The 22,786-nt window shown below is 56.9% G+C and carries 24 protein-coding genes; 13 read left to right on the top strand and 11 right to left on the bottom strand.

Annotation, left to right across the window (positions count from 1 at the left end; all coding sequences use genetic code 11):
- The first annotated feature begins 34 nt into the window (after positions 1 to 34).
- Positions 35 to 2,266: a hypothetical protein gene (locus BCF46_RS15870; RefSeq protein ID WP_121026470.1), complete on the top strand. Its 2,232-nt coding sequence runs from the start codon at positions 35 to 37 to the stop codon at positions 2,264 to 2,266.
- Here BCF46_RS15870 and BCF46_RS15865 read toward each other — a convergent pair.
- Positions 2,263 to 3,162, bottom strand: coding sequence for a hypothetical protein (locus BCF46_RS15865; RefSeq protein ID WP_121026467.1), 900 nt, complete (start codon positions 3,160 to 3,162; stop codon positions 2,263 to 2,265). The two genes, BCF46_RS15870 and BCF46_RS15865, sit on opposite strands and share 4 nt — an antisense overlap.
- Positions 3,159 to 4,466: an oligosaccharide flippase family protein gene (locus tag BCF46_RS15860; protein WP_121026462.1), complete on the bottom strand. Its 1,308-nt coding sequence runs from the start codon at positions 4,464 to 4,466 to the stop codon at positions 3,159 to 3,161. Before BCF46_RS15860 ends, BCF46_RS15865 begins: the two co-directional genes overlap by 4 nt.
- A gap of 93 nt (positions 4,467 to 4,559) precedes the next feature.
- Here BCF46_RS15860 and BCF46_RS15855 point away from each other — a divergent pair, with 93 nt between their 5' ends.
- Together BCF46_RS15855 and BCF46_RS15850 are read left to right on the top strand one after the other, a co-directional pair.
- Positions 4,560 to 5,786 carry a Coenzyme F420 hydrogenase/dehydrogenase, beta subunit C-terminal domain gene (locus tag BCF46_RS15855; protein ID WP_147436007.1) on the top strand — a complete coding sequence of 409 codons (1,227 nt, stop codon included), beginning with the start codon at positions 4,560 to 4,562 and terminating at the stop codon, positions 5,784 to 5,786.
- Positions 5,780 to 7,009: a polysaccharide pyruvyl transferase family protein gene (locus tag BCF46_RS15850; protein ID WP_121026455.1), complete on the top strand. Its 1,230-nt coding sequence runs from the start codon at positions 5,780 to 5,782 to the stop codon at positions 7,007 to 7,009. Before BCF46_RS15855 ends, BCF46_RS15850 begins: the two co-directional genes overlap by 7 nt.
- Before the next feature lie 4 nt (positions 7,010 to 7,013).
- Here the strand turns inward: BCF46_RS15850 and BCF46_RS15845 are convergent, their stop codons facing one another.
- From BCF46_RS15845 to BCF46_RS15825, 5 genes are all read right to left on the bottom strand, one after another.
- On the bottom strand, positions 7,014 to 7,274 hold the full coding sequence (locus BCF46_RS15845) for a spike base protein, RCAP_Rcc01079 family (protein WP_121026452.1): 261 nt from the start codon (positions 7,272 to 7,274) through the stop codon (positions 7,014 to 7,016).
- Between the two features lie 87 nt (positions 7,275 to 7,361).
- Positions 7,362 to 7,832, bottom strand: a complete 471-nt coding sequence (gene rlmH, locus BCF46_RS15840) for a 23S rRNA (pseudouridine(1915)-N(3))-methyltransferase RlmH (RefSeq protein ID WP_121026449.1) — start codon at positions 7,830 to 7,832, stop codon at positions 7,362 to 7,364.
- 11 nt (positions 7,833 to 7,843) lie between these two features.
- A complete protein-coding gene (gene rsfS / locus BCF46_RS15835; RefSeq protein WP_245990190.1) occupies positions 7,844 to 8,239 on the bottom strand; it encodes a ribosome silencing factor in 396 nt (131 codons plus the stop codon).
- 205 nt (positions 8,240 to 8,444) lie between these two features.
- Complete coding sequence (gene idi, locus BCF46_RS15830) at positions 8,445 to 8,981, bottom strand: isopentenyl-diphosphate Delta-isomerase (RefSeq protein ID WP_245990188.1); 537 nt, start codon at positions 8,979 to 8,981, stop codon at positions 8,445 to 8,447.
- Positions 8,982 to 8,986: 5 nt separating this feature from the next.
- Positions 8,987 to 9,739, bottom strand: coding sequence for an SDR family NAD(P)-dependent oxidoreductase (locus tag BCF46_RS15825; RefSeq protein ID WP_121026643.1), 753 nt, complete (start codon positions 9,737 to 9,739; stop codon positions 8,987 to 8,989).
- Between the two features lie 173 nt (positions 9,740 to 9,912).
- On the opposite strand from BCF46_RS15825, the gene BCF46_RS15820 reads away from it, so the two are divergent.
- Positions 9,913 to 10,332, top strand: coding sequence for a c-type cytochrome (locus BCF46_RS15820; RefSeq protein ID WP_121026446.1), 420 nt, complete (start codon positions 9,913 to 9,915; stop codon positions 10,330 to 10,332).
- Between the two features lie 57 nt (positions 10,333 to 10,389).
- Here the strand turns inward: BCF46_RS15820 and BCF46_RS15815 are convergent, their stop codons facing one another.
- A complete protein-coding gene (locus BCF46_RS15815) occupies positions 10,390 to 10,860 on the bottom strand; it encodes a hypothetical protein (protein ID WP_121026443.1) in 471 nt (156 codons plus the stop codon).
- A gap of 123 nt (positions 10,861 to 10,983) precedes the next feature.
- On the opposite strand from BCF46_RS15815, the gene BCF46_RS19875 reads away from it, so the two are divergent.
- Entirely contained in the window at positions 10,984 to 11,514 is a 531-nt protein-coding gene (locus tag BCF46_RS19875) for a hypothetical protein (protein ID WP_211332830.1), read from the top strand.
- The gene (locus BCF46_RS15805; RefSeq protein ID WP_121026441.1) at positions 11,514 to 11,732 is read left to right on the top strand and encodes a helix-turn-helix domain-containing protein; all 219 of its coding nucleotides are present in this window, start codon (positions 11,514 to 11,516) and stop codon (positions 11,730 to 11,732) included. The genes BCF46_RS19875 and BCF46_RS15805 overlap by 1 nt, the downstream gene beginning before the upstream one ends.
- A gap of 1 nt (position 11,733) precedes the next feature.
- Here the strand turns inward: BCF46_RS15805 and BCF46_RS15800 are convergent, their stop codons facing one another.
- Positions 11,734 to 13,149: a mechanosensitive ion channel family protein gene (locus tag BCF46_RS15800; protein WP_121026438.1), complete on the bottom strand. Its 1,416-nt coding sequence runs from the start codon at positions 13,147 to 13,149 to the stop codon at positions 11,734 to 11,736.
- A 240-nt stretch (positions 13,150 to 13,389) separates the two neighbouring features.
- Between BCF46_RS15800 and leuC the strand changes: the two genes are divergently transcribed.
- Both leuC and leuD read left to right on the top strand, forming a co-directional pair.
- Entirely contained in the window at positions 13,390 to 14,796 is a 1,407-nt protein-coding gene (leuC, locus tag BCF46_RS15795) for a 3-isopropylmalate dehydratase large subunit (RefSeq protein WP_121026435.1), read from the top strand.
- Complete coding sequence (gene leuD / locus BCF46_RS15790; RefSeq protein WP_121026432.1) at positions 14,796 to 15,401, top strand: 3-isopropylmalate dehydratase small subunit; 606 nt, start codon at positions 14,796 to 14,798, stop codon at positions 15,399 to 15,401. The genes leuC and leuD overlap by 1 nt, the downstream gene beginning before the upstream one ends.
- A gap of 69 nt (positions 15,402 to 15,470) precedes the next feature.
- On the opposite strand, the gene BCF46_RS15785 is transcribed toward leuD, so the two are convergent.
- The gene (locus tag BCF46_RS15785) at positions 15,471 to 16,490 is read right to left on the bottom strand and encodes an alpha/beta hydrolase family protein (RefSeq protein WP_121026429.1); all 1,020 of its coding nucleotides are present in this window, start codon (positions 16,488 to 16,490) and stop codon (positions 15,471 to 15,473) included.
- A gap of 134 nt (positions 16,491 to 16,624) precedes the next feature.
- Here BCF46_RS15785 and BCF46_RS15780 point away from each other — a divergent pair, with 134 nt between their 5' ends.
- From BCF46_RS15780 to BCF46_RS19630, 3 genes are all read left to right on the top strand, one after another.
- Entirely contained in the window at positions 16,625 to 17,632 is a 1,008-nt protein-coding gene (locus BCF46_RS15780) for a helix-turn-helix domain-containing protein (protein WP_121026426.1), read from the top strand.
- A gap of 213 nt (positions 17,633 to 17,845) precedes the next feature.
- On the top strand, positions 17,846 to 18,775 hold the full coding sequence (locus tag BCF46_RS15775; RefSeq protein ID WP_245990186.1) for a hypothetical protein: 930 nt from the start codon (positions 17,846 to 17,848) through the stop codon (positions 18,773 to 18,775).
- 50 nt (positions 18,776 to 18,825) lie between these two features.
- Entirely contained in the window at positions 18,826 to 19,746 is a 921-nt protein-coding gene (locus tag BCF46_RS19630; protein WP_147436005.1) for an endonuclease/exonuclease/phosphatase family protein, read from the top strand.
- Here the strand turns inward: BCF46_RS19630 and BCF46_RS15765 are convergent.
- Positions 19,645 to 20,589 (bottom strand): Rossmann-fold NAD(P)-binding domain-containing protein, encoded by a 945-nt coding sequence (locus BCF46_RS15765; RefSeq protein WP_211332829.1) that lies wholly within the window; start codon positions 20,587 to 20,589, stop codon positions 19,645 to 19,647. The genes BCF46_RS19630 and BCF46_RS15765 overlap by 102 nt on opposite strands.
- A 92-nt stretch (positions 20,590 to 20,681) precedes the next feature.
- Between BCF46_RS15765 and BCF46_RS15760 the strand changes: the two genes are divergently transcribed.
- Positions 20,682 to 21,608: a LysR family transcriptional regulator gene (locus BCF46_RS15760; protein WP_121026418.1), complete on the top strand. Its 927-nt coding sequence runs from the start codon at positions 20,682 to 20,684 to the stop codon at positions 21,606 to 21,608.
- 67 nt (positions 21,609 to 21,675) lie between these two features.
- Positions 21,676 to 22,782 (top strand): 3-isopropylmalate dehydrogenase, encoded by a 1,107-nt coding sequence (gene leuB, locus BCF46_RS15755; RefSeq protein WP_121026640.1) that lies wholly within the window; start codon positions 21,676 to 21,678, stop codon positions 22,780 to 22,782.
- Positions 22,783 to 22,786 lie beyond the last annotated feature (4 nt).

Genomic DNA, 22,786 nt, shown 5'->3' with positions numbered 1-22,786 from the left:
CGTTTTCTGGCGGATGCGCGGGAAAGGCTGCTAGATGACGATACTTCTTGGACTGACTGTGAGGCAACTAAAGGTACCGGACGCCACCCCGTTTGTTGCGCTGACACATATCACGCTCAACCCGTTTTCGCGCGACCGGACCTTGTTTGACAGCGGCGCAGCGTTCGGGCGTGATACTGCGGAAATTCCTCTAAGTGGATCGGGTACCGAAGGCGAAACCGTGCAATTAAGGTTCCTGTGTGAGGATGGCACCGCCACCAACTGGGCAGATGTTGCGGATATTCCAACAGGTGGCAACTGGCGGGCCACCGCCAGCCATTCACGTCGCGCAAACTGGATCAGACCGGAGGTGCGCATCAAATCTGAGCCGGTCACCCGCGCCCTTGGTGCCAATCGTTTCGGTGTGGGCCATGTGGTGGCGCTTTGGGGACAGTCTGAGGTGGTGCGTATCCGCTCTTTGGCTCATGATAAAATTCCGCCCGAGCAGCTTTTGGCTGACGACATGATGCAGACCATCTGGATGGACGGCGCTCCTGTCATTAAGCACCTCACCGATGATGACCCGCACACAGCCGCGCTTGCGGCAATGGCAAATGTGTTTCTGGCAGAGCGCCCCGATGACAAGGTTGCCATCGTGTTTCATGCGGTTTCTGGAACAGGTTTCCGAGAGCTGGTGGATGACAGCAACACAGGCCGAAGCTGGCTAGACGATGCGGCTCTGCATGCGTTTGCGACAGCCGATGGTCAGCATGTCGGCCTCCCGGTGGTGTCGTGGTTCGCCTCCGCCGGTGCGCTGGCAGAAAACTATGACGATGCGTTATTTCCACTGTTCACTGGCAAGCTGTTGAACGGCAGCCCGATCGGATTCCCGGCACAGATCAGCTACGGCGCAAGTGGCAGCTACACCGCGGATCATTGGTTTGGCGAACTTTACGATCCTGCCCACACGCGCTGGGTGCCGTTCGGACCGCACCGCTTCGACATTACCGAAGACATGCAAAACGCGACCGTTACGGCGTTGGGTGCCATGCAGGAAAATCTTAGCAACAAGCAAGACGCGCGGGTGGCGTGGCGCAATATGGTCGGCAATGTGCATGCTGGGACTTGGTTCCTACCATCTGGGCTGGAGCCGTTGGCCTACCGCAACGGGGAGGCTGATGGATCAGGCGGTTGGATCGATCAAAGCCACCCTGCTGGCGATCACGACGACGGGGCAGCGATGTATTCAAGACTGACAGCTCACGCAATCCTGCAATCCAGCGGGCTAACCGGTTGGAGTATTCCAGAGTTTGACATGTGCATATGGGAGCCGTCCGGCTCTTATGTCGAGGTGTGGTCCAGCGCCGGGCCTATCACCACGTTACGCGAGGCACGCAATGAAACAGCCTTGGGGGTGGGTTTTGAGCATTGGACCGATGTGTTTGGTTGGCAGATCAACGGAGTACCCGCCTCGCGGGCCGAGCTTGTCCAAGGTCGCGTGCGCATTTTCGCGGAAACAGGGTTGTTTGGCGCAACCGATGTTATCAGTTTTGGCGAAGGTGGCGCGACCGGCGCTGTGAAATTCCCTGAAGACCTTTACGCCCAGACCTACAAGAACTGGCCCATCGTGGATGTAGGTGCGGAGCGGATTGATGGCATCGGCGTGCGCCCACTTCCATCCGCTACCGTCTTGGCCAACACACTGGTCGCGTCGGCGCCCAGCTTTGTTGCTGGCCCGTCCGGACCTCATTTCAGGGATACGGTCACGCTCGGGCCGGGTGTCAGCAGCATTCAGCTGGCTTTGGATGTAGCGATGATTGTGCCATCCTCGGGGTCTCGTACTTTGATGACGACGACAGGAAACTACTTGAAGCTAGAGGTTCTCCCCAGCGGTAGTCTGCGCGTTCGTGTCCGGGACGCTGACGGGGCGGTGAAGGTTAACAACGTGCAAACAGCATCGGGGGTTATGACCGACCTTGTGCGGTCCCGTATTGTGCTGTCAGTCGACATGAGTGCAGGTTTTGTGCGGATATGGCTGGATGGGGTTCAAGTGATGAGCGAGGTATTTATTCCTGGTTCCGGCTTACTACCGACTAACCGGATTTTACTGCTCTTGGCGACGGCTAGCGGATCTTATCAGGTCGAAGGCACGATCCACCAACTCACCGTTTGGAAAAGTGCCAACAGTGACAGCAGCGATCCCGCTGGTGGGGCATATAAGTCTTTGGGTGGCCCGTCCGCTATGGTGAATGCCGATCCGTGGAAACTCGGCGCTGACGCGACCTAGGGGTATGCCGACAGATCCAAATGCCCGCCCGTAATTTGGCCCAACCGTTGGTTACTGTCGGTGAATGCGCTCTTGAAACATTCACTCACGTAGGCATCGATGGGGCGGGCTTTCAACAGCGGCTTTGCCACACGCAGCTTCGCGCTCGCAGTCAGAGCGCGATACATCCAGCCCGGCTCCCGCGATAGAGCAACCGCGGGGGCTGGATTCAACGTAGACTTGCGGGTTTGGTTAACCCTACGCAGCAGCGGCACAACTGCTTGCGGCAACGATGCGGAAACCCGCTTCGCCCCAGTTTTCGAAATTGCCGGTATCGGATGATCGAGTGATTTGGCTAGATCCAAAAACGCTTGGTTCGGTGCATTGGCCAACTGTTCATACGTTATAACGTGAACGAAATCGAACAGGCACTGATAAAGCGAAACCAGACGATCATAGCAGAAATGCTCCAGCTCAAATGCCGGATATCCATATCCCCTAGCGCCAGCGAAAAATTCCTGATGACTCAATGTACCACCGCGTTGCAAGTATTGCAGATAGACCGAGGGCAGCATGGTTTCCTGCGATCTAACGGTGACAATAATGTGCGCGTCGGGGGCCACGCTTTGTAGTCGCCGTGCAAGTGCTGCGCTTTGGCGTCCGCCATAAAACGGATGTCCGGACAAGTTTTCCGAAGACACGACAGCACAGGCAGTAGAAGGTGCGTCCTTCCGTCGGTCCGTAAGCACCTGACGCGCCGGTTCAGGTTCGAAATCCAGATCATGCGGCCGGATAATCAGACGATCGACCTCACTGTGATCCAGCAAAGGGGCGAAACCCATCTCCGGCACAAAGACACGTTGTTGCAACCACGTCGTGGCAGTTTTGTGATAGCCGATATGGATTGCCAACGTCATGTGGTGCGACGCGTTAGAAACGGGGTCGGACTGAACGCATATAGCATCCATCCTATGCCACATGCGAAGATCGCTAACCCATGCTGTCCAGACAAGACAAGCACACCAACAAGCGCGGCGATTGCGGTTGCCCGAACTGGAAGTTGCTTGGTGCGGGAGATCAAGATGCCCAGTCCTACCCCTGCGACTTCGGCCGTTGTCGCGATGACCAATAAAGTTTTGACATCGCCACCCCAACCAAGGGCTAGCCAGACTAACGGGGTGCCCAGCACTCTGGGAAGGTTCGCAACAGCCGGCAAATTGGTGCACCCTTCGGCAAGTGCTACGGTCGCCAATGCGGATTTAGGCAGGCGCAGCGCGGCAAGGCAACTTAGAATGGGGATGAGCTCTGCCAACCCGCCAAAGCCCGCCCCCAAGACGGGAAGACATAAGGGCACCAGCGTGGTCAACACTACGGAAAGTGACGCGCCCAGCATCATCGCCAACCCCAAGACCTGCTCGCGCTCATTGCGCAGCTTGGGCAGGTAAAAAGCCTGAAAGCTGCGCGCCATGATTAACGCGGGGGTCAGCGTTAGCGTGAAGCCCATGGCCAGCACGCCCATTTCAACCAACCCCAATCCGGCCCCGGCGATCAGTTTTTCGGCGTGGAGAACCGCGAACATGAGGATGCCATTGGCGGCGAGCGGAAGACCATATCGCAAGACTTGCTGAATCTGGCTCATGTGGAACTTCAGACGATAGGGTCGCACGGCAATCAAATGTGAGATTGCGACGCTCATAAATGCCTGTACCAGTAGCAGGTCCAGCATGAGGCTAGGTCCGTCTTGCCATCCTGACATTGGCCAAATTGCTAAGACACAAACCATCGGAGGAACGGCAAGTACTAAGATTTGCGGCAGATGACGCCGATGGCGTTGTGCGCGGAACGGATCGAGATGGATAAAGCCTAAAATAGTTGGGACCAAGGCCGCGGTTCTTAGTATCGGGGCCGCATCGGGTGCACCCAGCACGTTGGCAAGCGGAGTTGCAGTCAGCAATATGATGCCAGCGCCCAGTAATCCTCTTGCGATCTGCACGGTGTGAAGTGTCGCTTGAAATTGGCGGCCTGCGCCATGTTTGTGGCTAACAATCTGTTGAGGCAGGCCTAAAGTCGTCGTCAGCTCCGCCGCAGCAATGACAACAACCAATGCCACTGCCACGCCATAGTCCTGTGGTCCCAAAATGCGCGCCAGCACAAGATTGCGCGCCAAAGTCGAAAGCGCTGCGAGACCATGGCCTGACAGCAAGGTTGTGATGCGGATCAAGTGGGCGCTCCAGTTTAAGTTTACGGCCCATTAACCACTGTGGTGTTTAACGAGTGGTAAATGCGTTTCTGAAATCACGAAAGCTGGCCCGACTTGCCCCACGATATTTCAAAGATCTTGGCCGAAGGCCTCTGCGCAGGTTGCGGCGGCTGCGCGGCGGTTGCCCCTTCTGCTGCCCGCATGGAAACCGACAAAGACGGCTTCTTGCGCCCACGATTTTCCCGCGAATTGCATCCGTCAGAGCAGTTCAAGCTATCGCGTATCTGCCCGAGCGTGGGACAGGAAAGCCTGCGACGCGGGCGCAAATTGGATCCAATCTGGGGGCCATATGTTTCCGCCGAGATCGGATTTTCCAACAATAAGGCTTTGCGCCATCGGGCAGCATCAGGCGGCGCTTTGTCCGGTTTTCTGATATCGCTGATTAAATCCCAGCAAGTCGATGGGGTGATCCATGTGACCGCCGACCCGTTAAATCCGCTGGCAAATGTAACCACGGTTTCAACAAGCATCCGTGACATACGCGGGGCGGCGGGGTCACGTTACGCACCGTCGAGCCCGTTGGATATCCTCGACAGTCTACGTGGTGGTGCGCGCCGCTTCGCATTCGTTGGCAAGCCGTGTGACGTGTCGGCGCTTTATGCCCTGCGCCAAGAGGATGTCGAAATCGCGCGGATGGTGCCTATATTAGTGTCTTTCTTCTGCGCTGGGGTTCCGTCTGTTCAGGGCGGCCAAGACATCCTTCGCCACATGAGCGTGAAGCCCTCAGATGTGGCGCAATTCCAGCACCGTGCCGAAGGTTGGCCGGGTCGTGCAACTGCAACGCTGAAGGACGGAACGCAGCGCAGCATCAGTTATGAAGAAAGTTGGGGCGCAACTCTTTCCAAAAGAGTGCAGCACCGGTGCAAGCTCTGCGCAGACGGCAGCGGTGTTTTTGCAGATGTTGTGTTCGCAGATGCGTGGCAATCAGACGCCCATGGCTATCCCAGCTTCGACGACCAGCCCGGACAAAGCCTCGTGCTGTGTCGTACCCAAGAGGGGCATTCACGAGTAAAGGCAGCGCAACTATCGGGACATCTTGATCTGTCCCCCTACGACTTAACCGCACTTGCCGACGTTCAGCCCGGCCAGACGCGGCGCAGGCGTGTCCTGCTGGCACGCTTAGCTGCGCTTTGGCTTATGGGCCGTCCATTCCCGCGCTATCGTGGCATGGGGCTCTGGACGATGGCCCGCCGCGCTTCGGTATCAGACATTGTCCGCAACTTCGGGGGGATGATCCGCCGTGCGTCTCAACGGCCAGTTAAGGAAGAAGGCCCATGCTGACTGTCGGGCTACTCTTCCATTCCTCACACTCTGATAACCTTGGGGTAGGTGCGTTGACTGTCGGGCAAATCGATATTCTGCGCAGTATTTCGCGCGCCACGGGTGTCGAGATTTCGGTGACGTTATTCGATTGGGTCGGCCAGCGGCCCACTTACGTCGAAGGCCCCGATATTACGATCCGGCATCTAACGGGCGAGATTATGAAAGACCCCCGACAGGTCATGGCGATGTTTCGGCAATGCGACGTGATGCTTGATATCGGGGCCGGTGACAGCTTTTCGGACATTTATGGGCCAAAGCGCCTTAGCCGTATGATATATTTGAAATATCTCGTACATATGTCGCGCTGCCCGGTGGTGTTGGCACCGCAAACCTTCGGCCCGTTCACCTCATGGCTCTCCCGTCCGTTCGCGCGTGACCTGATTCGACGTGCGCTACTTGTGGCCACGCGGGATGAGCATTCCACAGCCGCGCTTCGTGCGTTGGGTGTGACGCGGCCTGTGGTTACTGCAAGCGACGTTGCTTTGCGTCTCCCGCCTGAGGGTGTCAGTCCCACACGGGGTCGACCTGCCATCGGGTTGAACGTCTCGGGCCTGTTGATGGCGGGTGGCTACACGGGCCGTAACCAATTCCAGCTCTTGGCGGATTACCCTGCAACGATGCGCGACTTGATTGGTCAGCTATTGGCCTTGCCCGAACGCCCTGACGTCGTATTGGTGCCTCATGTCATCTGCCCGCAGGCCCCGTTAGAGGATGACTACGCCGCAGCATTGAGCCTGCAAAAAGAGTTTCCGGATGTAACAGTCGCCCCTGCGTTCAAGTCACCCGGCATGGCAAAGGCGCATATCGCTGGTTTGGATTTCTTCGTAGGTGCGCGGATGCATGCCTGCATCGCCGCGTTCTCTTCGGATGTGCCGGTCGTGCCGTTGGCATATAGCGGGAAATTCGCGGGGCTGTTCGGGTCGCTTGGCTATGACGCAACCGTCGATTGCCGCGCGTCTGGTCAAGAAGCGCTGGTGCAGTCTGTTCTAAGTGGGTTCAGAAACCGCAAAGCCCTGACGCATCAGACAAAGATCGCCAGGTTGGTTGGGGAAGACCGTTTGCGCGACTATACTGACGCATTGGCTCGTGTGATCAGCGAGGTGGCATTGCGAAAGCGGTCCGGTGACCAGACGCTGGTAGCGCCCGGTCACCAGTGGCGTGCGATGGATGAGAGGCTTTAGAGCCTTACCAAAGCGATAGAACCGCGGCGGCAGTCGTACCGGTTGCCCTGACTTTAGACGCGCGGATCGGCAACATGCTGCCCGCGGGCACGCCCTCAAACGTCACCACGTCCCCATCTGCCATCTCGACTGACAAGGCACCGGTTTGCCCGACATAAAGCGCGCGGCTGATATGGGGTAGATCACGGGTATCGTTTGGCACCACTGTACTGGCCGAACGAGCGGGGGAGATCGGGGTCGTTGGGAATGCGGAAAAGCTGTCCATAATTCGTATCCTGACATGAGAGAAATCAGCAGGGGTTGTGGCAGGCCAGCGTTAAGAAGCGATGATAGCACCGTGCGCAGTAAGCCTTCAGGCGCGGTGGTAGGGTGATCCGGACAGGATGGACGCAGCGCGATAAAGCTGCTCGGTCAGCATCACGCGCGCCAGCATATGTGGCCAGACCATTCTCCCAAATGACAGCGATGTGTCGGCCTGCGCGCGCAGCTCTTTGGTCAGCCCGTCCGCGCCACCAATGACGAAGGCCAGATCGCCCACGCCCTGATCACGCCAGCCCCCGAGCATGTTGGCAAAGTCGGGGGAGGTCATGACCTTGCCGCGCTCGTCCATGGTGCAGATCGTGGCCCCTTTGGGAATTGCGCGTTCCAGCAGGACGGCTTCGGCAGCCGAGCCGCCGCCTTTCTTGTCCTCCAGTTCGATGATCTGTGCAGGCCCCAACCCTAGGTTGCGGCCCGTGCGGTCAAATCGCTGAAGGTAGTCCTTGATGAGATCAAGCTCTGGCCCCGCCCGCAGGCGGCCAATTACGCAGATCGTGACCCTCATGCGGTCGCTCGTTACTCGATCTCTGCGGTGCCGCCGGGCAGCCACATCTTCTCGAGTTGATAGAACTCGCGAACCTCTGGGCGGAAGATGTGGATAACCACATCGCCAGTATCAAGAAGAACCCAGTCGCCTTGCGCCTTGCCCTCCATTTTCGAGAACCGGCCAAAGTCCAGCTTGATCGTATCCGCCAGCTTTTCGGCAAGTGCCGTGACCTGACGGGTCGACCGACCGGAGCAGATTACCATGTAGTCAGCAATCTGAGAGCGCCCGCGCAGATCAATCTGCACCAGCTCCTCGGCTTTTTCCTCTTCCAGAAATTCTACGATCCGTGCCAGCAGCTCCTCGCTGGTGCCCGGGTCTTTTTCGGGGGCCGCTTTGGCCGTCGAAGTGGCGGCGTTTGCGGCCACGTTTGAATGTTGAGACAGAGCTCAAACCTCCTGTGCAGGCGCCCAAGAATAGGCGCATCATGGCTATAAGATAGCAGTGTGACGATTAAATCTCAATCCGCGCGCTTACAGGTGTGGAACAACTTGTTCAAGCCGTAGCGCTGCACTGCGGCACAGATATGCCCATAATTCCGCCAATAGTTCTACAAACCCGCCCTATTCAAGCTTAAACAAGGCTGCCGAAGATGCGGTCGGCATGATCCTTCAGGTAAATCTGCAACCATGCGGTGAATCGCTCCGGATGTTGTTCTACTTCGCTCTGAAGGTCGAAAACGCTGATCCACCGCACCTCCATCACCTCATCTGGGTTGAGTGCGAACTGTAGTCCGTCAGGCGCCTCCGCCATAAACACATCAACTACCTCATGCTCGGTCAGGCCGTTGCCAACATCAGCGCGATATTCCAGATGGTCGCGGAATACAGGCTCCAGGCCAGTGATCCCAAGCTCCTCGTGCAACCTGCGAACCGCACAATCCAACGGTACTTCGTTCCAGAGCGGATGGGTGCAGCAGGTGTTCGCCCAAAGCCCCGGCGTGTGATATTTTGACAGTGCCCGCCGCTGGATCAGTACCTTGTCGCGGTCCATAATGAAAATTGACACGGCTTTGTGGCGCAGCCCTTCTTGGTGAACGTGCATCTTCTCGACCGGCACCAATGTGCCATCCACCCAAGCGGGGATCATGTTTTGGTTCTCGCCGCTCATTGACGTCAGCCCCTTAGCGCCGGCAGGCCCACGCCGGTGCATTCAAAGCCACCATCCACGGCTATGGTTTGCCCCGTTACAAAGCTGGCCTTGGGTGAGCACAGGAATGCGATGACATTGGCAATCTCAGCTTCGGTGCCATAGCGATTCAACGGGATTGCGTCGTGATATGCGTCGATGATTTCCTGGCTGTGAACCGCCATTGCCAGCTTGGTGCGCACAGGGCCGGGCGCGATGCAATTGGCGCGCACGCCGAACTCGCCCAGCTCTACCGCTTGTTGTTGGGTTAGCTGGATGACGCCCGCTTTGGACGTGCCGTAGGCAACCCGCAAAGTAGATGCTCGCAGCCCCGAAATGCTAGCGATATTGACAACGCTACCTTTGGTTTTCTTTAGCTCAGGTGCAACGGCTTGGGTACACAGAAACACCCCGTCAAGGTTCACTGACATAACGGCGCGCCAGCGTTCGAAGTCCGTTTCGGCCATTGGCCCGAAATCCGCGACGCCAGCGTTGTTGATGAGATGATCAATGCGTCCGAACGCTTTCAGCGTCTCGGCCACCATAGTGGTCACATCATCAGGCTTGGAGACGTCCAAATCCAAAGGCAGTACATCGCCAAGGTCTTTGGCGGCGTCTATCAGCGTATCACCATCCCAATCCACCATGACGACAGTGGCACCCTCTTCCAGAAGCAACTTGGTCGTGGCCAAGCCGATCCCGCGAGCGGCCCCTGTTACGATAGCAACACGTTTGGTCATGTGGGTTTCTCCGTTGGATTCGAGCATTGTCCCCGTCCTATCCCAAGCGTTTGGTTTTGGCGAGATGGCGGCAAATTGCCCCGCTCACGAAAAATTTTCAGTTTTCGGCAGTATTCATCCGCCCATGCGTTTAATATATGTGAACTAATAGCCACGAAAGGGAGCTCAAGCTCATGAAATTTGTAGCAATCGCAACACTGGCCACCACACTTCTGGCCGCGCCAGCATTTGCCGAAGGCGACGCCGCTGCAGGCGAAAAAGAATTCAAGAAATGCAAGTCGTGCCATATGATCGCAGACGGGGACAACTCCATCGTCAAGGGCGGCAAAACCGGTCCGAACCTGTTTGGTCTTCCTGGCCGTACGGCTGGCGTTGGCGACTTCAAATATGGCAAGTCTCTCGCTGCGGTTGGTGAAACTGGCTTGGCATGGGACGAGGCAGAGTTTGTCGCCTATGTTGCAAACCCGAAAGACTGGTTGAAAGACAAGCTTGACGATTCGAAAGCCAAGTCCAAAATGTCCTTCAAGCTGAAAGACGCGGACGACGCTGCAAACATCTGGGCCTATCTGGTGTCGGTCAGCCCCGAAAGCTGATCTGGCCCAACTAGTCAATTTCAAACGGCGGCCTCTCTGGGGCCGCCGTTTCACGTTTTAGCAAGTGGGCAGGCCCGACAGGTTTGTTTCGCTTAGAACCTCGGACCACGGTAGGTTGCGTATCACTGGGAAGAAAGTCCCGTCAGATGCGGTGCGCATCGAAACGGTGACAACACCGTCCGGTTGCGGCCCAACTTCAGTGCGGCACCCAGTTAAGCTAACCGAGAACGATCCATGGGTGGCGTCTGAGTCCGCCTCCTCCCAGCTAGAGATCAGAGCCTGTTGTTGCTTAAACCGCTGAAAGTCGTCCTTTGCGAGCTGGTACACAGTGCCGCCATTCGTGTCAGGCCGCGCACCTAATACGTAGCGTTCGTTAGAGGTTTTGCGTAGCTCCGTTTGCTCGGCCGACATCTCAATGGCGGCAGCCCCCGCGGGCAATGTGACCCCGTCCGGCAAGCTCAGCGCGACGGCGATATCGGCGGGGTCTACCTCTAGCGGCGACAATGCAGCAAGGCGCACCATTGCCATGGGTGAAAAGCTGCTGCAGGCGCACAACCCTAGAAGTAATAGCCATGATAGTTTCATCTAATGATCCTTGATAGATTAAAAATTTAATGTAAAACAATAAAAAATGATTCGAAAAGGGAAAACATGACTGGTCACATTTCTGTCGCTCGCAGTGCACGTATCCTAAGCTTTCTCACAATGGTGCTTATGATCGCCACCGTGCTTGGCGTTACCTATTTCTTTATAGATATTGAGGCGGGTCATGCCGTTTTGCTAAGTAGCGCGCCCGATCTTGAAGACGCGCGGGCGCTGTCAGACGGCACCGTTCGGGCCATGCTATGCATAGGGTTGGTCTCAGTTGCGGTGCAGCTATATCTTTTATGGCAGGCGCGCATTCTGTTCGATCTGTATGCCAGTCAAAATTACTTGTCCCGCGACTGCGCCAACACCATTCGTAATCTTGGGTTTGGGCTCGTTGCCCTCCCTGTCGTTCGCTTCTTGCAAGAGCCGATCTGGTCCATCCTTATGACATTAGGTTCTGAAGACATCTCGGTCTCCATCGGGGTGTCATCCAGTGGTATCGGCTATCTCATCGGCGGGGTACTGATGTTGCTCATCGGCTGGGCCATGCTTGAGGCTTCTCGCGCCGCCGAGGAAAACAAAGGGTTCGTGTAATGGAAATTATAGTCCGCCTCGACGTCATGCTGGCCCTGCGCAAGATGCGGTCCCGTGAGTTGGCAGAGCGTGTCGGGATAACGGAACAGAACATTTCCTTGCTGAAATCCGGCAAAGTCAAAGGCATTCGGTTTGAGACGTTGGCCAAGATTTGCGAAGTTCTTGATTGCCAACCAGGGGATTTGATCGAAGCGGTCCCCACCGAGGCCGCTGTCTGATTCAATCCGTTGGAGCCTCGCTGGAATCGCTCAACATCTTTACCTCCCGTTGTGGGAACGGAATGGAGATGTTGTTCTCGCTGAACGCATCCCATAGAGCGAGATACACGTTGCCACGGATGTTCGTCAGCCCTTGTGTGGGGTCGCGAATCCAAAACCGCAGAATGTAATCCACTGAACTGTCGCCAAATCCCACGATATGGCAAACGGGGGCCTTGAAGCTCAGCACGCGTTCCACTCCTTTGGCGGCGGCGATTGCCAGTTTGCGGACCTCATGCGGATCATCGCCATAGGCGGTGCCAAAAAAGATATCCAGCCGAACAAAATCGTCCGAATGCGACCAGTTCACCACCTGGTTGGTAATCAAGTCCTCGTTCGGGATCAGGTATTCCTTGCCGTCGCGGGTCACGACCGACGCGTAGCGGGCGCCCAGCGTGTTGATCCAACCGAAGGTTTCCCCCAGCGAGATCACGTCGCCCGGCTTGATCGACTTGTCCAACAGAATGATGACGCCTGACACGAGGTTCGATACAACCTTTTGCAGACCAAAACCAAGACCCACACCGATAGCACCGGACAGGACCGCCAAGCCAGTCAGATCAATGCCAATGGCCTTCACCCCGATGTAGAACGCAATGCCGTAAAAGGCGATTTGCAGCACCTTGACGAACAGCACCTTCATCGACGGTGATATGTCCTCGTTCGTCTGGATGCGCTTGGACGTCGTAACGGTGAAGAACCGCGCCAATGCGATCAATATGCCGAGGATAACCACGGCCTGCACGACCAACAGCAGCGAAATGCGAAATTCCCCCGCCTCAAGGGCGGCACTGTCCAGCAGGCGCGCGGCATCCGTGGTTAAGCCAAGGATATGCAGCGTGACGTAGGTCCACGCGCCATAGCGCACGGTGCGCCGCAGGAACCTTGACCGGATCAGCCGCGTGACGAACACAATAAAAAGCCATGCGGTCGCAAGTGTGGCGACAATGCCAAGCAGGTACGACCGGCTCGGCCATGTGAACTCGCGCATGACAATCACTGCAAGCCACAGCAGGATGACGAAGAAAATGGACCTCAGCCGTTGATGAACGACCGCTAGAATGCGCATGCGCCATTTCGGCCAGCCTTCGCGTGTTCCCATCCAGTTGCGAATGGGCGGCCCGAGCACGGCGCGCAAGACGTGTGCAAACGCCCAAAGTGCTACGACAATTCCTATCTGGTAAGCATTCCAAGGGCGCAGCATCGACGCCAGCAGAGTGTCCGCTTGCGCGATCAACGACTCCCCCAAATCGACCAATTCGGTCACTGGCTGGGTCGCAAGATCGGGAACTAGACCCGGACCGTTGTCTTGCACGGGGGCAGATGTGCCATCTACCGAGGGGGTCGCGGCCCCGCCAATGCCGGTATCATCTGCCATGTTGCTCCCTTGTTTCTTTTTCTTTCGAGCCTCGCACGCAGGACGCAATCCCGCAAGCACTGGACCTTGCGAGACTCAACGCGCAGGTGTATCGCATGTTCCATGACACTCGTGTTTGACATCGACGACCGCGCGCGACTGCGCGAACGCTTTTACGGCGCGACGTTTTCCGTGCGCGCGCACCTATAAGCGCCCGCTCCCTGTCAAACCTTCACTTCACCAATTCGGGAGAGGACCATCATGTCCCCCAAGACGCTTTATGATAAAATCTGGGATGCCCATCTTGCCCACGAGGCCGAAGATGGCACCTGCCTGCTCTATATCGACCGCCACCTCGTCCACGAGGTAACGTCGCCGCAAGCCTTCGAAGGCCTGCGCATGGCGGGCCGCACGGTTCACGCGCCGGACAAGACTATCGCCGTGCCGGACCACAACGTGCCAACCACACTGGATCGCGCGAACGCGAAAACCATGACCGAAGACAGCCGCGTTCAGGTCGAGGCGCTCGACAAGAACGCCAAGGAATTTGGCCTGCACTACTATCCCGTCTCTGATGTGCGCCAAGGCATCGTGCACATCGTCGGCCCCGAACAAGGCTGGACCCTGCCCGGCATGACCGTGGTTTGCGGCGACAGCCATACCGCCACCCACGGCGCGTTTGGCTCACTGGCCCACGGTATCGGCACGTCCGAGGTGGAACATGTTCTGGCAACGCAAACGCTGATCCAGAAAAAATCCAAAAACATGAAGGTCGAGATCACCGGCAAGCTGAAGCCCGGCGTGACTGCCAAGGACATCACCATGTCCGTCATTGGTGAGACAGGAACCGCTGGCGGCACCGGTTATGTTATCGAGTATTGCGGCGAAGCCATTCGCGACCTGTCCATGGAAGGCCGCATGACCGTCTGCAACATGGCCATCGAAGGCGGCGCTCGCGCTGGTCTGATCGCGCCAGACGAGAAGACGTATGAATACTGCATGGGCCGCCCCCACGCACCGAAAGGTGCCGAGTGGGAAGCTGCTGTGACCTACTGGAAAACACTCTTCACCGACGAAGGTGCCCATTTCGACAAGGTCATCACCCTGAAAGGCGAAGACATCGCGCCGTCGGTCACTTGGGGCACCTCCCCCGAAGACGTTCTGCCAATCACTGCCAAGGTGCCGTCGCCGTCCGACTTCAAAGGTGGCAAGGTCGAGGCAGTTCAACGCTCGCTCGACTATATGGGCCTGACCCCCGGCATGGCGTTGTCCGATATTGAAATTGACACCGTCTTTATCGGGTCGTGCACCAATGGTCGTATCGAGGATCTGCGCGCTGCCGCTGCAATCTTGAAAGGCAAGAAGGTCAAAGACGGCTTGCGGGCAATGATCGTTCCGGGTTCGGGTCTGGTGCGTGCGCAGGCTGAAGAGGAGGGCTTGGCTGACATCTTCAAAGACGCCGGTTTCGAATGGCGTCTGGCTGGGTGTTCCATGTGCCTTGCCATGAACCCTGACCAACTGGCGGAGGGCGAGCGTTGCGCATCGACATCCAACCGCAACTTTGAAGGCCGCCAAGGCTACAAGGGCCGCACGCATCTCGTGTCCCCCGGCATGGCCGCCGCCGCCGCGATCAGCGGAAAACTGACTGACGTTCGGGAGATCATGTAATGGACAAGTTCGAAACCCTCACCGGCATTGCTGCGCCCATGCCGCTGGTCAATATCGACACCGATATGATCATCCCCAAGCAGTTCCTGAAAACCATCAAGCGTTCGGGCCTTGGGGCAAACCTGTTCGACGAGATGCGCTTTGACCGCCAAGGCAACGAGATTGCCGATTTCGTGCTGAACAAACCGCAGTATCGTGAGGCCGAAATCTTGGTCGCTGGCGAAAACTTCGGCTGTGGCTCGTCGCGTGAGCATGCGCCTTGGGCGATCAAAGACTTCGGTATCCGCTGCGTCATTGCGCCCAGCTACGCCGACATTTTCTATAACAACTGTTTCAAGAACGGCATTCTGCCTATCGTTCTGCCACAAGAACAGGTCGACGTGCTGATGAAGGACGCGGAGAAGGGTGCGAATGCCCGCATGTCCATCGACCTAGAGGCGCAAACTGTGACGACTTCTGACGGCGAAGTGTTCAGCTTCGAAGTGGACAGCTTCAAGAAACACTGCCTGATGAATGGTTTGGACGACATCGGTTTGACCTTGGAAAAAGTCGCGAGCGTCAAAGCGTTTGAAGCCAAGGCCGGCGCCGAACGCCCTTGGGTCTGACTTTAACCAACCGTTGAATAACTAATCATTGAATATGGCCAGCTCCGATAAGAGCTGGCCATTTTTCTTTTAAAGCCCCAACTGCGCGGCAATGGCATCAATAACTTGCTGATGGATGTTCGCACGATCGGCGCCGTCGGGGTCGGTGCACACAGGGTCGTCGTTCTCTTCCTTCAGGATCGCCGCTCCGGCTGGTTTGCATAACGGCAACAAGCTGAAATGGCGGGCAGGCGTGATGCGCAACACATGGGCTTCCGGCAACAGATCGGCGAAGCCACTTGCGTCAAAATCCGTGGCAATCAAACGGTCTGCGCCTTCCCCCAGAGCGATCAAGACGGTGTCGGCATCCAGTTCCGCGACGTTGGCCTTGGTAAAGCCGTGATGCAGGGCGGGGTCCATCGCCGCCACATGGGTGATCCGCGCGTCCTTGTAGGATGCGTTCCACATGCCGGGATCAAGATCGCCAAAGGTGACACCGGCCTTCTTGAGATCGGCACAGTGGGACGACGCCTCTCCTTGCGCGTCGCATTCCGCGATTTCTCCTGCAAGGTTGCCGGTCACGCCGCCCAGGGAAAGCGAGGTCCAGCCGCCATATGAAAAGCCCGCCGCCATGATGCGGCTGGAGTCGATGCGGGCCGCATATGTTGGGTCGTCCATCAGTTTGTCCAAGGCGCGCGACATGTCCCGAGCGCGGGTCCAGTGGTTCAGCCCCTCCCGCATGTCGAAATCGAATGTCGAGCTGGCCGGATGGTTCATGGAAATCACCAGCGCGCCTTGGCCGGCCAGATCTTCCGCCAGCCACGCGAGGGACCGCCAGTTGCCACCTAGCCCGTGCGACAACAGGATCACGGGCAGTTTGCCGCCCTCGGACAGTGGGCCGTCCTGCTCGACGTCAACGCCGTAGAACACGGCGTTCTCTGCCGCGCGGGTCGTTTTCCCGTCATCGCTCGACGGATACCAGAGGACTGAGGATACCGGCTTGCCGTGATGTGCCGCCTTATAGGTGAAATCCGCCATGCCGGTATTCGGTTCGGCTAGGGCAATAGTGGGGGCAAATGCCAGTACGGCGAGGGTTGTAGCATATTTCATCGTGTTACTCCTGAATGTGTGATGCGTCTGGAGCAGTCATGCAAAAAAACCGGTGAGGAAGGCGTCCCAAAACCGGTTTGAGGTCGAGCAGAACGCGATCTGGGACTAGCAAGGGTGAGGAAAGGACCACTGACATGCCCGTTTTGCCCATCCCACTATTCGGAAGCCTTTTGCTGGGCTTCCTGTTCCTGAAGCTCTTAGTTGATGGACGGGGCCGCAGCTTCATCGCAGCGTTACTTTTGCAAAGCGCGTTACAGAGCCTCATTATCTCGCTCGGCCAGCACTATGGCGTGGCTTGGGCGTTGGCCATTCAACCGATCACGGCGGCAGCAATCCCACCATTAGCGTGGGTGGCGTTCGAGACGTCAGCAGTTCGCCGATTTGACCTACGGCGACACTTACCCCACGCATTGGTGCCGATCTTTATTGCGTTTTGTGTGGTTTATGCCCGCACGCCACTCGACTTCCTAATCCCCGCAGTGTTCGTCGGCTATGGTGCCGCCATTCTGGTGGTGTCGTCGCGCGGCTCTGATGCGTTGCCGATCACGCGATTGTCGGCGGGTCACGTGCCGGGGTTGATCTGGCGTATCATTGGTGTGTCCTTGATTGTGTCGTCCTTTGGGGATGCGGCCATCGTTTTGGCGCAGATCATGGGGCAGAGTGAATGGCAGCCTTGGATCGTCACGGTTTCGTCTACCGGGATGTTGCTGCTGCTTGGCGCGCTGAGTTTGTCGAGCAGCCTATGGAGGCAGGAAACCGACGATGATGATCAGACGGAGTCCAAGATTCAGGTCGATCCGGTAGAGGACGCAAAAATCATGGCTCGCCTAGAGGCGCTTATGATGCAGCAGAAGCTTTATCTAGACCCCGACCTGACACTCAATCAAATCGCGCGACGGTTGATCTTGCCGATTAAGGCGGTGTCAGGGGCGATCAACCGCTCTACGGGTGAGAACGTGTCGCGCTACATAAATGCCCGCCGAGTGGAGGTAGCCTGCGAAGCCTTGCAAAACGGCGAGAGTGTGACCTCGGCGATGTTGACGGCCGGCTTTAACACCAAGTCAAATTTCAACCGCGAGTTTCTGAGGATCAAGCAGGCAGCCCCAAGCCAATGGCTAAAATCACGGGCCAAAACCGGATAAATGGTTAACGCATGGACGCCTCAGATTATGCGGCGCTTGCACATTGATGACATGTTTCGCTCTATATCTAGCGGGGTGTGGCGGATTTTCGCCTATATGCGCTCGCGGCGGTTTTTCAGTGACACAAGAATACCACGGAATCTCCCCATAAAATCCTCGAGTCTTAGTGAATAGTTGAAGGACTTAGGGAAATTAGGCAAAACTGGGGCGAAAATGAGGCACCTTTCGGCAGAAGCCAAAGGATCATCTTTCTGGGATAGGGTTCGGCAAAGTATCGGGCCCGCTCGGGTTGAGGGGTTTATCGACGTGGTATCACGCCTGACAGGCGCGGTCGCCCGAGCAATGTTTGTCGTGCTGTTGATCTGTACGCCATCTCTTTTGCTACCGGGAGTGACGCAAGACACGACACAAATGGTTGTGTTGATTGGACTCTTTGCGGGTTTGATTACGCTCATCGAATACGGCTCCACCTACCCATGCCTTATTGAATTTCGCAACGCGCCACCGTTCAACCGCGTCCGCTTCCTGTCGCTTTTCGTGACGGTTTTCCTGCTTTCGATTATTTTCCGTGGTCTCTATGAGCCAACGACGCTAACCCGCTTCGTTCAAGCGGTTGGGCACCTCATCGGCTACGTCATCGACTTTCCGTATAGCCCGGTTCGCCTGATCATGTTGCTGGTCCCTGATCAAACCAACGTAGAGCATATGAACCTGATGCGTGCGGCTGTTGGACTAAGCTACCTTGTTTCCTTGCTGACACTTGCTGTTTTCCTGATCGTTCTGCGCGTTTTGGGTTGGCCCAACCGCACGCAGGCCTTCAACTTCTGGACAAACCTGCCAACCTTTGACCCGACCATGGGTGCGGATGTGGTGACGCGTTTGAATCGCGATGCACGCTTTAACATCGCATTAGGGTTCTTCCTGCCATTCTTGACCCCAGCCGTGGCGCGATCCGCCTCGGGGCTATTCAATGCGTCGATGATGGACTCGCCGCAAACTTTGGTTTGGATGATTTCCATATGGGCGTTCCTTCCGGCAAGTCTGTTTATGCGCGGCATTGCGATGAACCGTATCGCCGACATGATCGACGAAAAGCGGATGCGTGGAGCGCGCGCTGTGGCTGCTGGCTTGCTACCGGCCTAGTCTTTCTGCTTGTCGCGGCGTTACCTGCAGCGGCTGACACCTACCGTATCATGACATATCACACCGGCCTGTCTCGCGACGGGCCGGGCTTGCTTGTGCGAGACTTGATGAGCAACGAAACTGATGTCGAACTAAAGCTGATCGCGAGTATCGCTCCTGATATCGCGGTGCTCCAGAATGTTGATTTCGACTACGACCAAGTTGCGGTGACGCTGATCCAGCAGCGATTGGCGGATATGGGGCATAAGATGGCCCACTCCTTCATCACACGGCCCAACACCGGGATCGACAGCAGCTTTGATCTGGATCGAAATGGCAAATTTGGTGAGCCAAGGGACATGCTGGGTTATAGTGATTTTGCGGGTCAGGCCGGGATGCTGCTGCTGTCGCGGCTTCCATTCGCAGTTGACGGGACAAAAAATCTGAGCAGCACATTGTGGCGTGATCAAAAGCAGCCGGGTTTGCCTGCTGATGGTTATTACTCAGACGACATCCTTGCAGTCTTGCCGCTGCATTCTGTTGCGGCATGGGATGTGGCCATCCAAACACCAAGCGGGCCGCTGCACATTCTGACGTCTCACGTTACAACACCGGCCTTTGACGGACCTGAGGATCGCAACGGCCTACGTAACGCGGCCGAGCTTCGGTTTTGGCGTCGCTATATTGAAAGACCAGAGTTTCGGACGAACCCGTTTGTTCTGCTCGGGACGATGAACAACGATCTTGCAGGCGGTGAGGGGCATAAACCCACCCTTCACAGTCTGTTGGGTCACCCCCTTCTACAAGACCCAAAGCCGACCCATGCCAACGGGATGACTACGGCGGAATGGTCAAACGGGCTGGCGCTCAGAGTAGATTACGTATTGCCCTCACGTCGCTTTGGCGTTCGGGCAGCAGAAGTTGAGCGGACGCCGCAAAGTCCCGACGGTTCTCGGCACTATCCGGTCTGGGTCGACATTGTTTGGAAGTGAAGCCGCGATCGCTTCATCCAGCGGGGTTGGCCGGAAGTCCGGTAGAAGTTCAGTGAACCTGTCCGAGACAACGCCATGTGGCGTGTCCCATAGATAGCGCATTTCCAGTAGAGGTTTGGCGATGGGCCAAAAAGGCTTGGCAATCTGTATTGGCCACCACGGCATCTGACGAAGGGATAAGGGGCGCATCGTCGCTTCTTCCAAGGCGCGGTGCAATTCGCGGGCTGTCAAAGTGTAGCCCGGGAAATTGATCTCGAAGAATTCCGGCAGATCCGGCGCTTGTTCGGCCAGCATTACGGTGGCGTCGGCCAAATCGTGCAAGAATGCCCATGCATGGGGCGTGTCCAAATCGCCGGGGTAGTTGACCACGTCCTTACCGATCTTCGCAGTGATAACCTTGTCGTACCAATTCCCGCTGGCGCACGTGTCGATAAAATCACCCGCACGCAGGATGATCGTCCTGACGCCTGCGTCACGATATGCGCGCTCCATGTCCTCGCGAATCTGGCCCAGTGGCCCAGTTGGATGATGCGGAGTGCTTTCGCGCAACTCCAACGGCATCGCGCTGCCGTAGTTGTAAAGATTGCCGGGGATCAGAACCGTGCTGCCGGTGTCCTTGGCCGTATCAATCACCTGTTTGGTTAACTCAGGCACCAGCCTTGCCCAATCCGGATATGCGGGATTCCATGCGTTGACGATGACATCCGCGCCCCAAGCGGCATCCGGAAGCGCGTCTGAGGTGCGATCAAACCGGATAACGTCCCAGTCCGCCCATGAAAAAGCGGCAGCAGCATTGCGACCGAACCGGCCATTTGAGCCAAGGATGAGAACAGTTTTAGTCATGTGACAATCTCCTGAACTGGGTTTCCGCAGGGTCGACTATTCAGATATGAAATGAAATTGCCAAAATTCGAAGGTCTGATATTCATATATGAATGGAACGTATTGACCGACTTGACTGGACTTTGATCCAAGCCTTTCTGGCCGTTGTGGCCGAAGGTTCGCTGTCGGGGGCTGCGCGGACGTTGGGCGTCAGCCAGCCAACTTTGGGTCGGCAGGTGAAAGCAATGGAGGTGCAACTAGGGATTGCGCTTTTCTATCGTCAGCCGAAGGGATTGAGTCTCACCACTGAGGGAGAGGCGCTTTTGCCTCACGCCAAGGCAATGTCCGAGGCGGCATCTGGATTGGCGACTGCGGCTGCAGGCCACGACAACTCGCTTCAAGGCACAGTCCGAATTACTGCCAGCGAATTTACCGCGATGTATTCCTTACCGCCGATCTTAGCGCGTTTGCGCGTGGCACACCCAGATATCCAGATTGAACTGAATTCAACCGACCTCAGCGAAAATCTATTATTCCGGGAGGCTGACATTGCGGTCCGCATGTATCGCCCAACTCAATTGGAAGTCGTTACGAAAAAGATCGGGATTCTGAAACTTGGGTTCTTCGCGGCGAAAAGTTACCTAGATCGTCACGGCACGCCTATCAACATTGAAGAACTTATGAGTCATGATCTGTTGGGCTATGACCGCTCGGAGAGGTTCATTCGTGGAGCCGCAGAGTTGGGTTGGCAGTTGACCCGACATGATTTTGCTTTCCGGTGCGACTCGCAACAGGTCCATTGCGAGATGATCCGCGCTGGAGCCGGAATTGGTGTGATGGCCTGCACTCTTGGCACGCAACTTCCTGAAGTTGAGGAAGTTCTCCCTCGCTTCCCGGTCCCAGGCCTGGAGCTATGGTTGACGACTCATGAGGCGCTAAGACACACGCCCAGAGTCGCTGCGGTATGGAAGATTCTGGAGGACGGATTGAAGCCTGTTTTATCACAAGACAGCTCTATCCCTATCATGCATTCACCCTAGCAACCTTGACCCCATGGGCCGTGCGCTATACCCCGCTGAGGACTCATTTCTTGACGGAGCGCATTTCATGTCCAACCCTTCCATCCTGATCCTGCCGGGCGACGGCATTGGCCCCGAAGTCATGGCGCAAGTGACGCGTATCATCGACTGGTTTGGCGAAAAGCGTGACCTGAAGTTCGATGTGGAAACCGATCTGGTTGGCGGTGCTGCTTACGACAAACATGGCGTGCCGCTGTCGGATGAGACCATGGCCCGCGCGATGGAAGTCGATGCTGTTCTTCTAGGTGCCGTTGGCGGCCCGAAATACGACGATCTGGACTTCTCGGTTAAACCAGAGCGCGGCCTGCTGCGCTTACGCAAAGAGATGGACCTGTTCTCGAACCTGCGCCCTGCCCAGTGCTTCGACGCCTTGGCGGATTTCTCCTCGTTGAAGAAGGACATCGTGTCCGGCCTCGACATCATGATCGTGCGCGAGCTGACCTCTGGCGTGTACTTCGGTGAGCCGCGCGGCATTCACAAAGAAGGCAACGAGCGCGTGGGCATCAACACTCAACGCTACACCGAGTCCGAGATTGCGCGTGTCGCCCGCTCCGCGTTCGAGTTGGCCCGCAAGCGGGGCAACAAGGTTTGCTCCATGGAAAAAGCCAACGTGATGGAATCGGGCATTTTGTGGCGCGACGTGGTTACCGAAATCCACGAAACAGAATACCCGGATGTGGAGCTGTCCCACATGTACGCCGACAACGGCGCCATGCAGCTGGTTCGTGCGCCAAAGCAATTCGACGTCATTGTAACCGACAACCTGTTCGGCGACGTGCTGTCTGACTGCGCCGCCATGTTGACAGGCTCTCTTGGCATGTTGCCCTCCGCGTCGCTGGGTCTGCCCAATGCTGACGGTCGCCCAAAGGCGCTTTACGAGCCCGTCCACGGCTCCGCCCCAGACATCACTGGCCAAGGCAAAGCAAACCCGATCGCGTGTATTCTCAGCTTTGCGATGGCTCTGCGTTACTCGTTCGACCAAGGTGACGAGGCTACCCGCCTTGAGAAAGCCGTCGAAAAAGTGTTGGCTGACGGCGCGCGCACCGCTGATCTGATGGGTCCGGAAGACGGCACGCCAATTTCGACCACACAGATGGGCGATGTCATTCTAGAGGCGCTCGACGCCAGCCTGTAGGAGT

Origin of the sequence: Litoreibacter meonggei (assembly GCF_003663885.1) — a bacterium.
Lineage (GTDB): Bacteria > Pseudomonadota > Alphaproteobacteria > Rhodobacterales > Rhodobacteraceae > Litoreibacter > Litoreibacter meonggei.
This window is presented reverse-complemented; position numbering and strand designations above follow the sequence as displayed.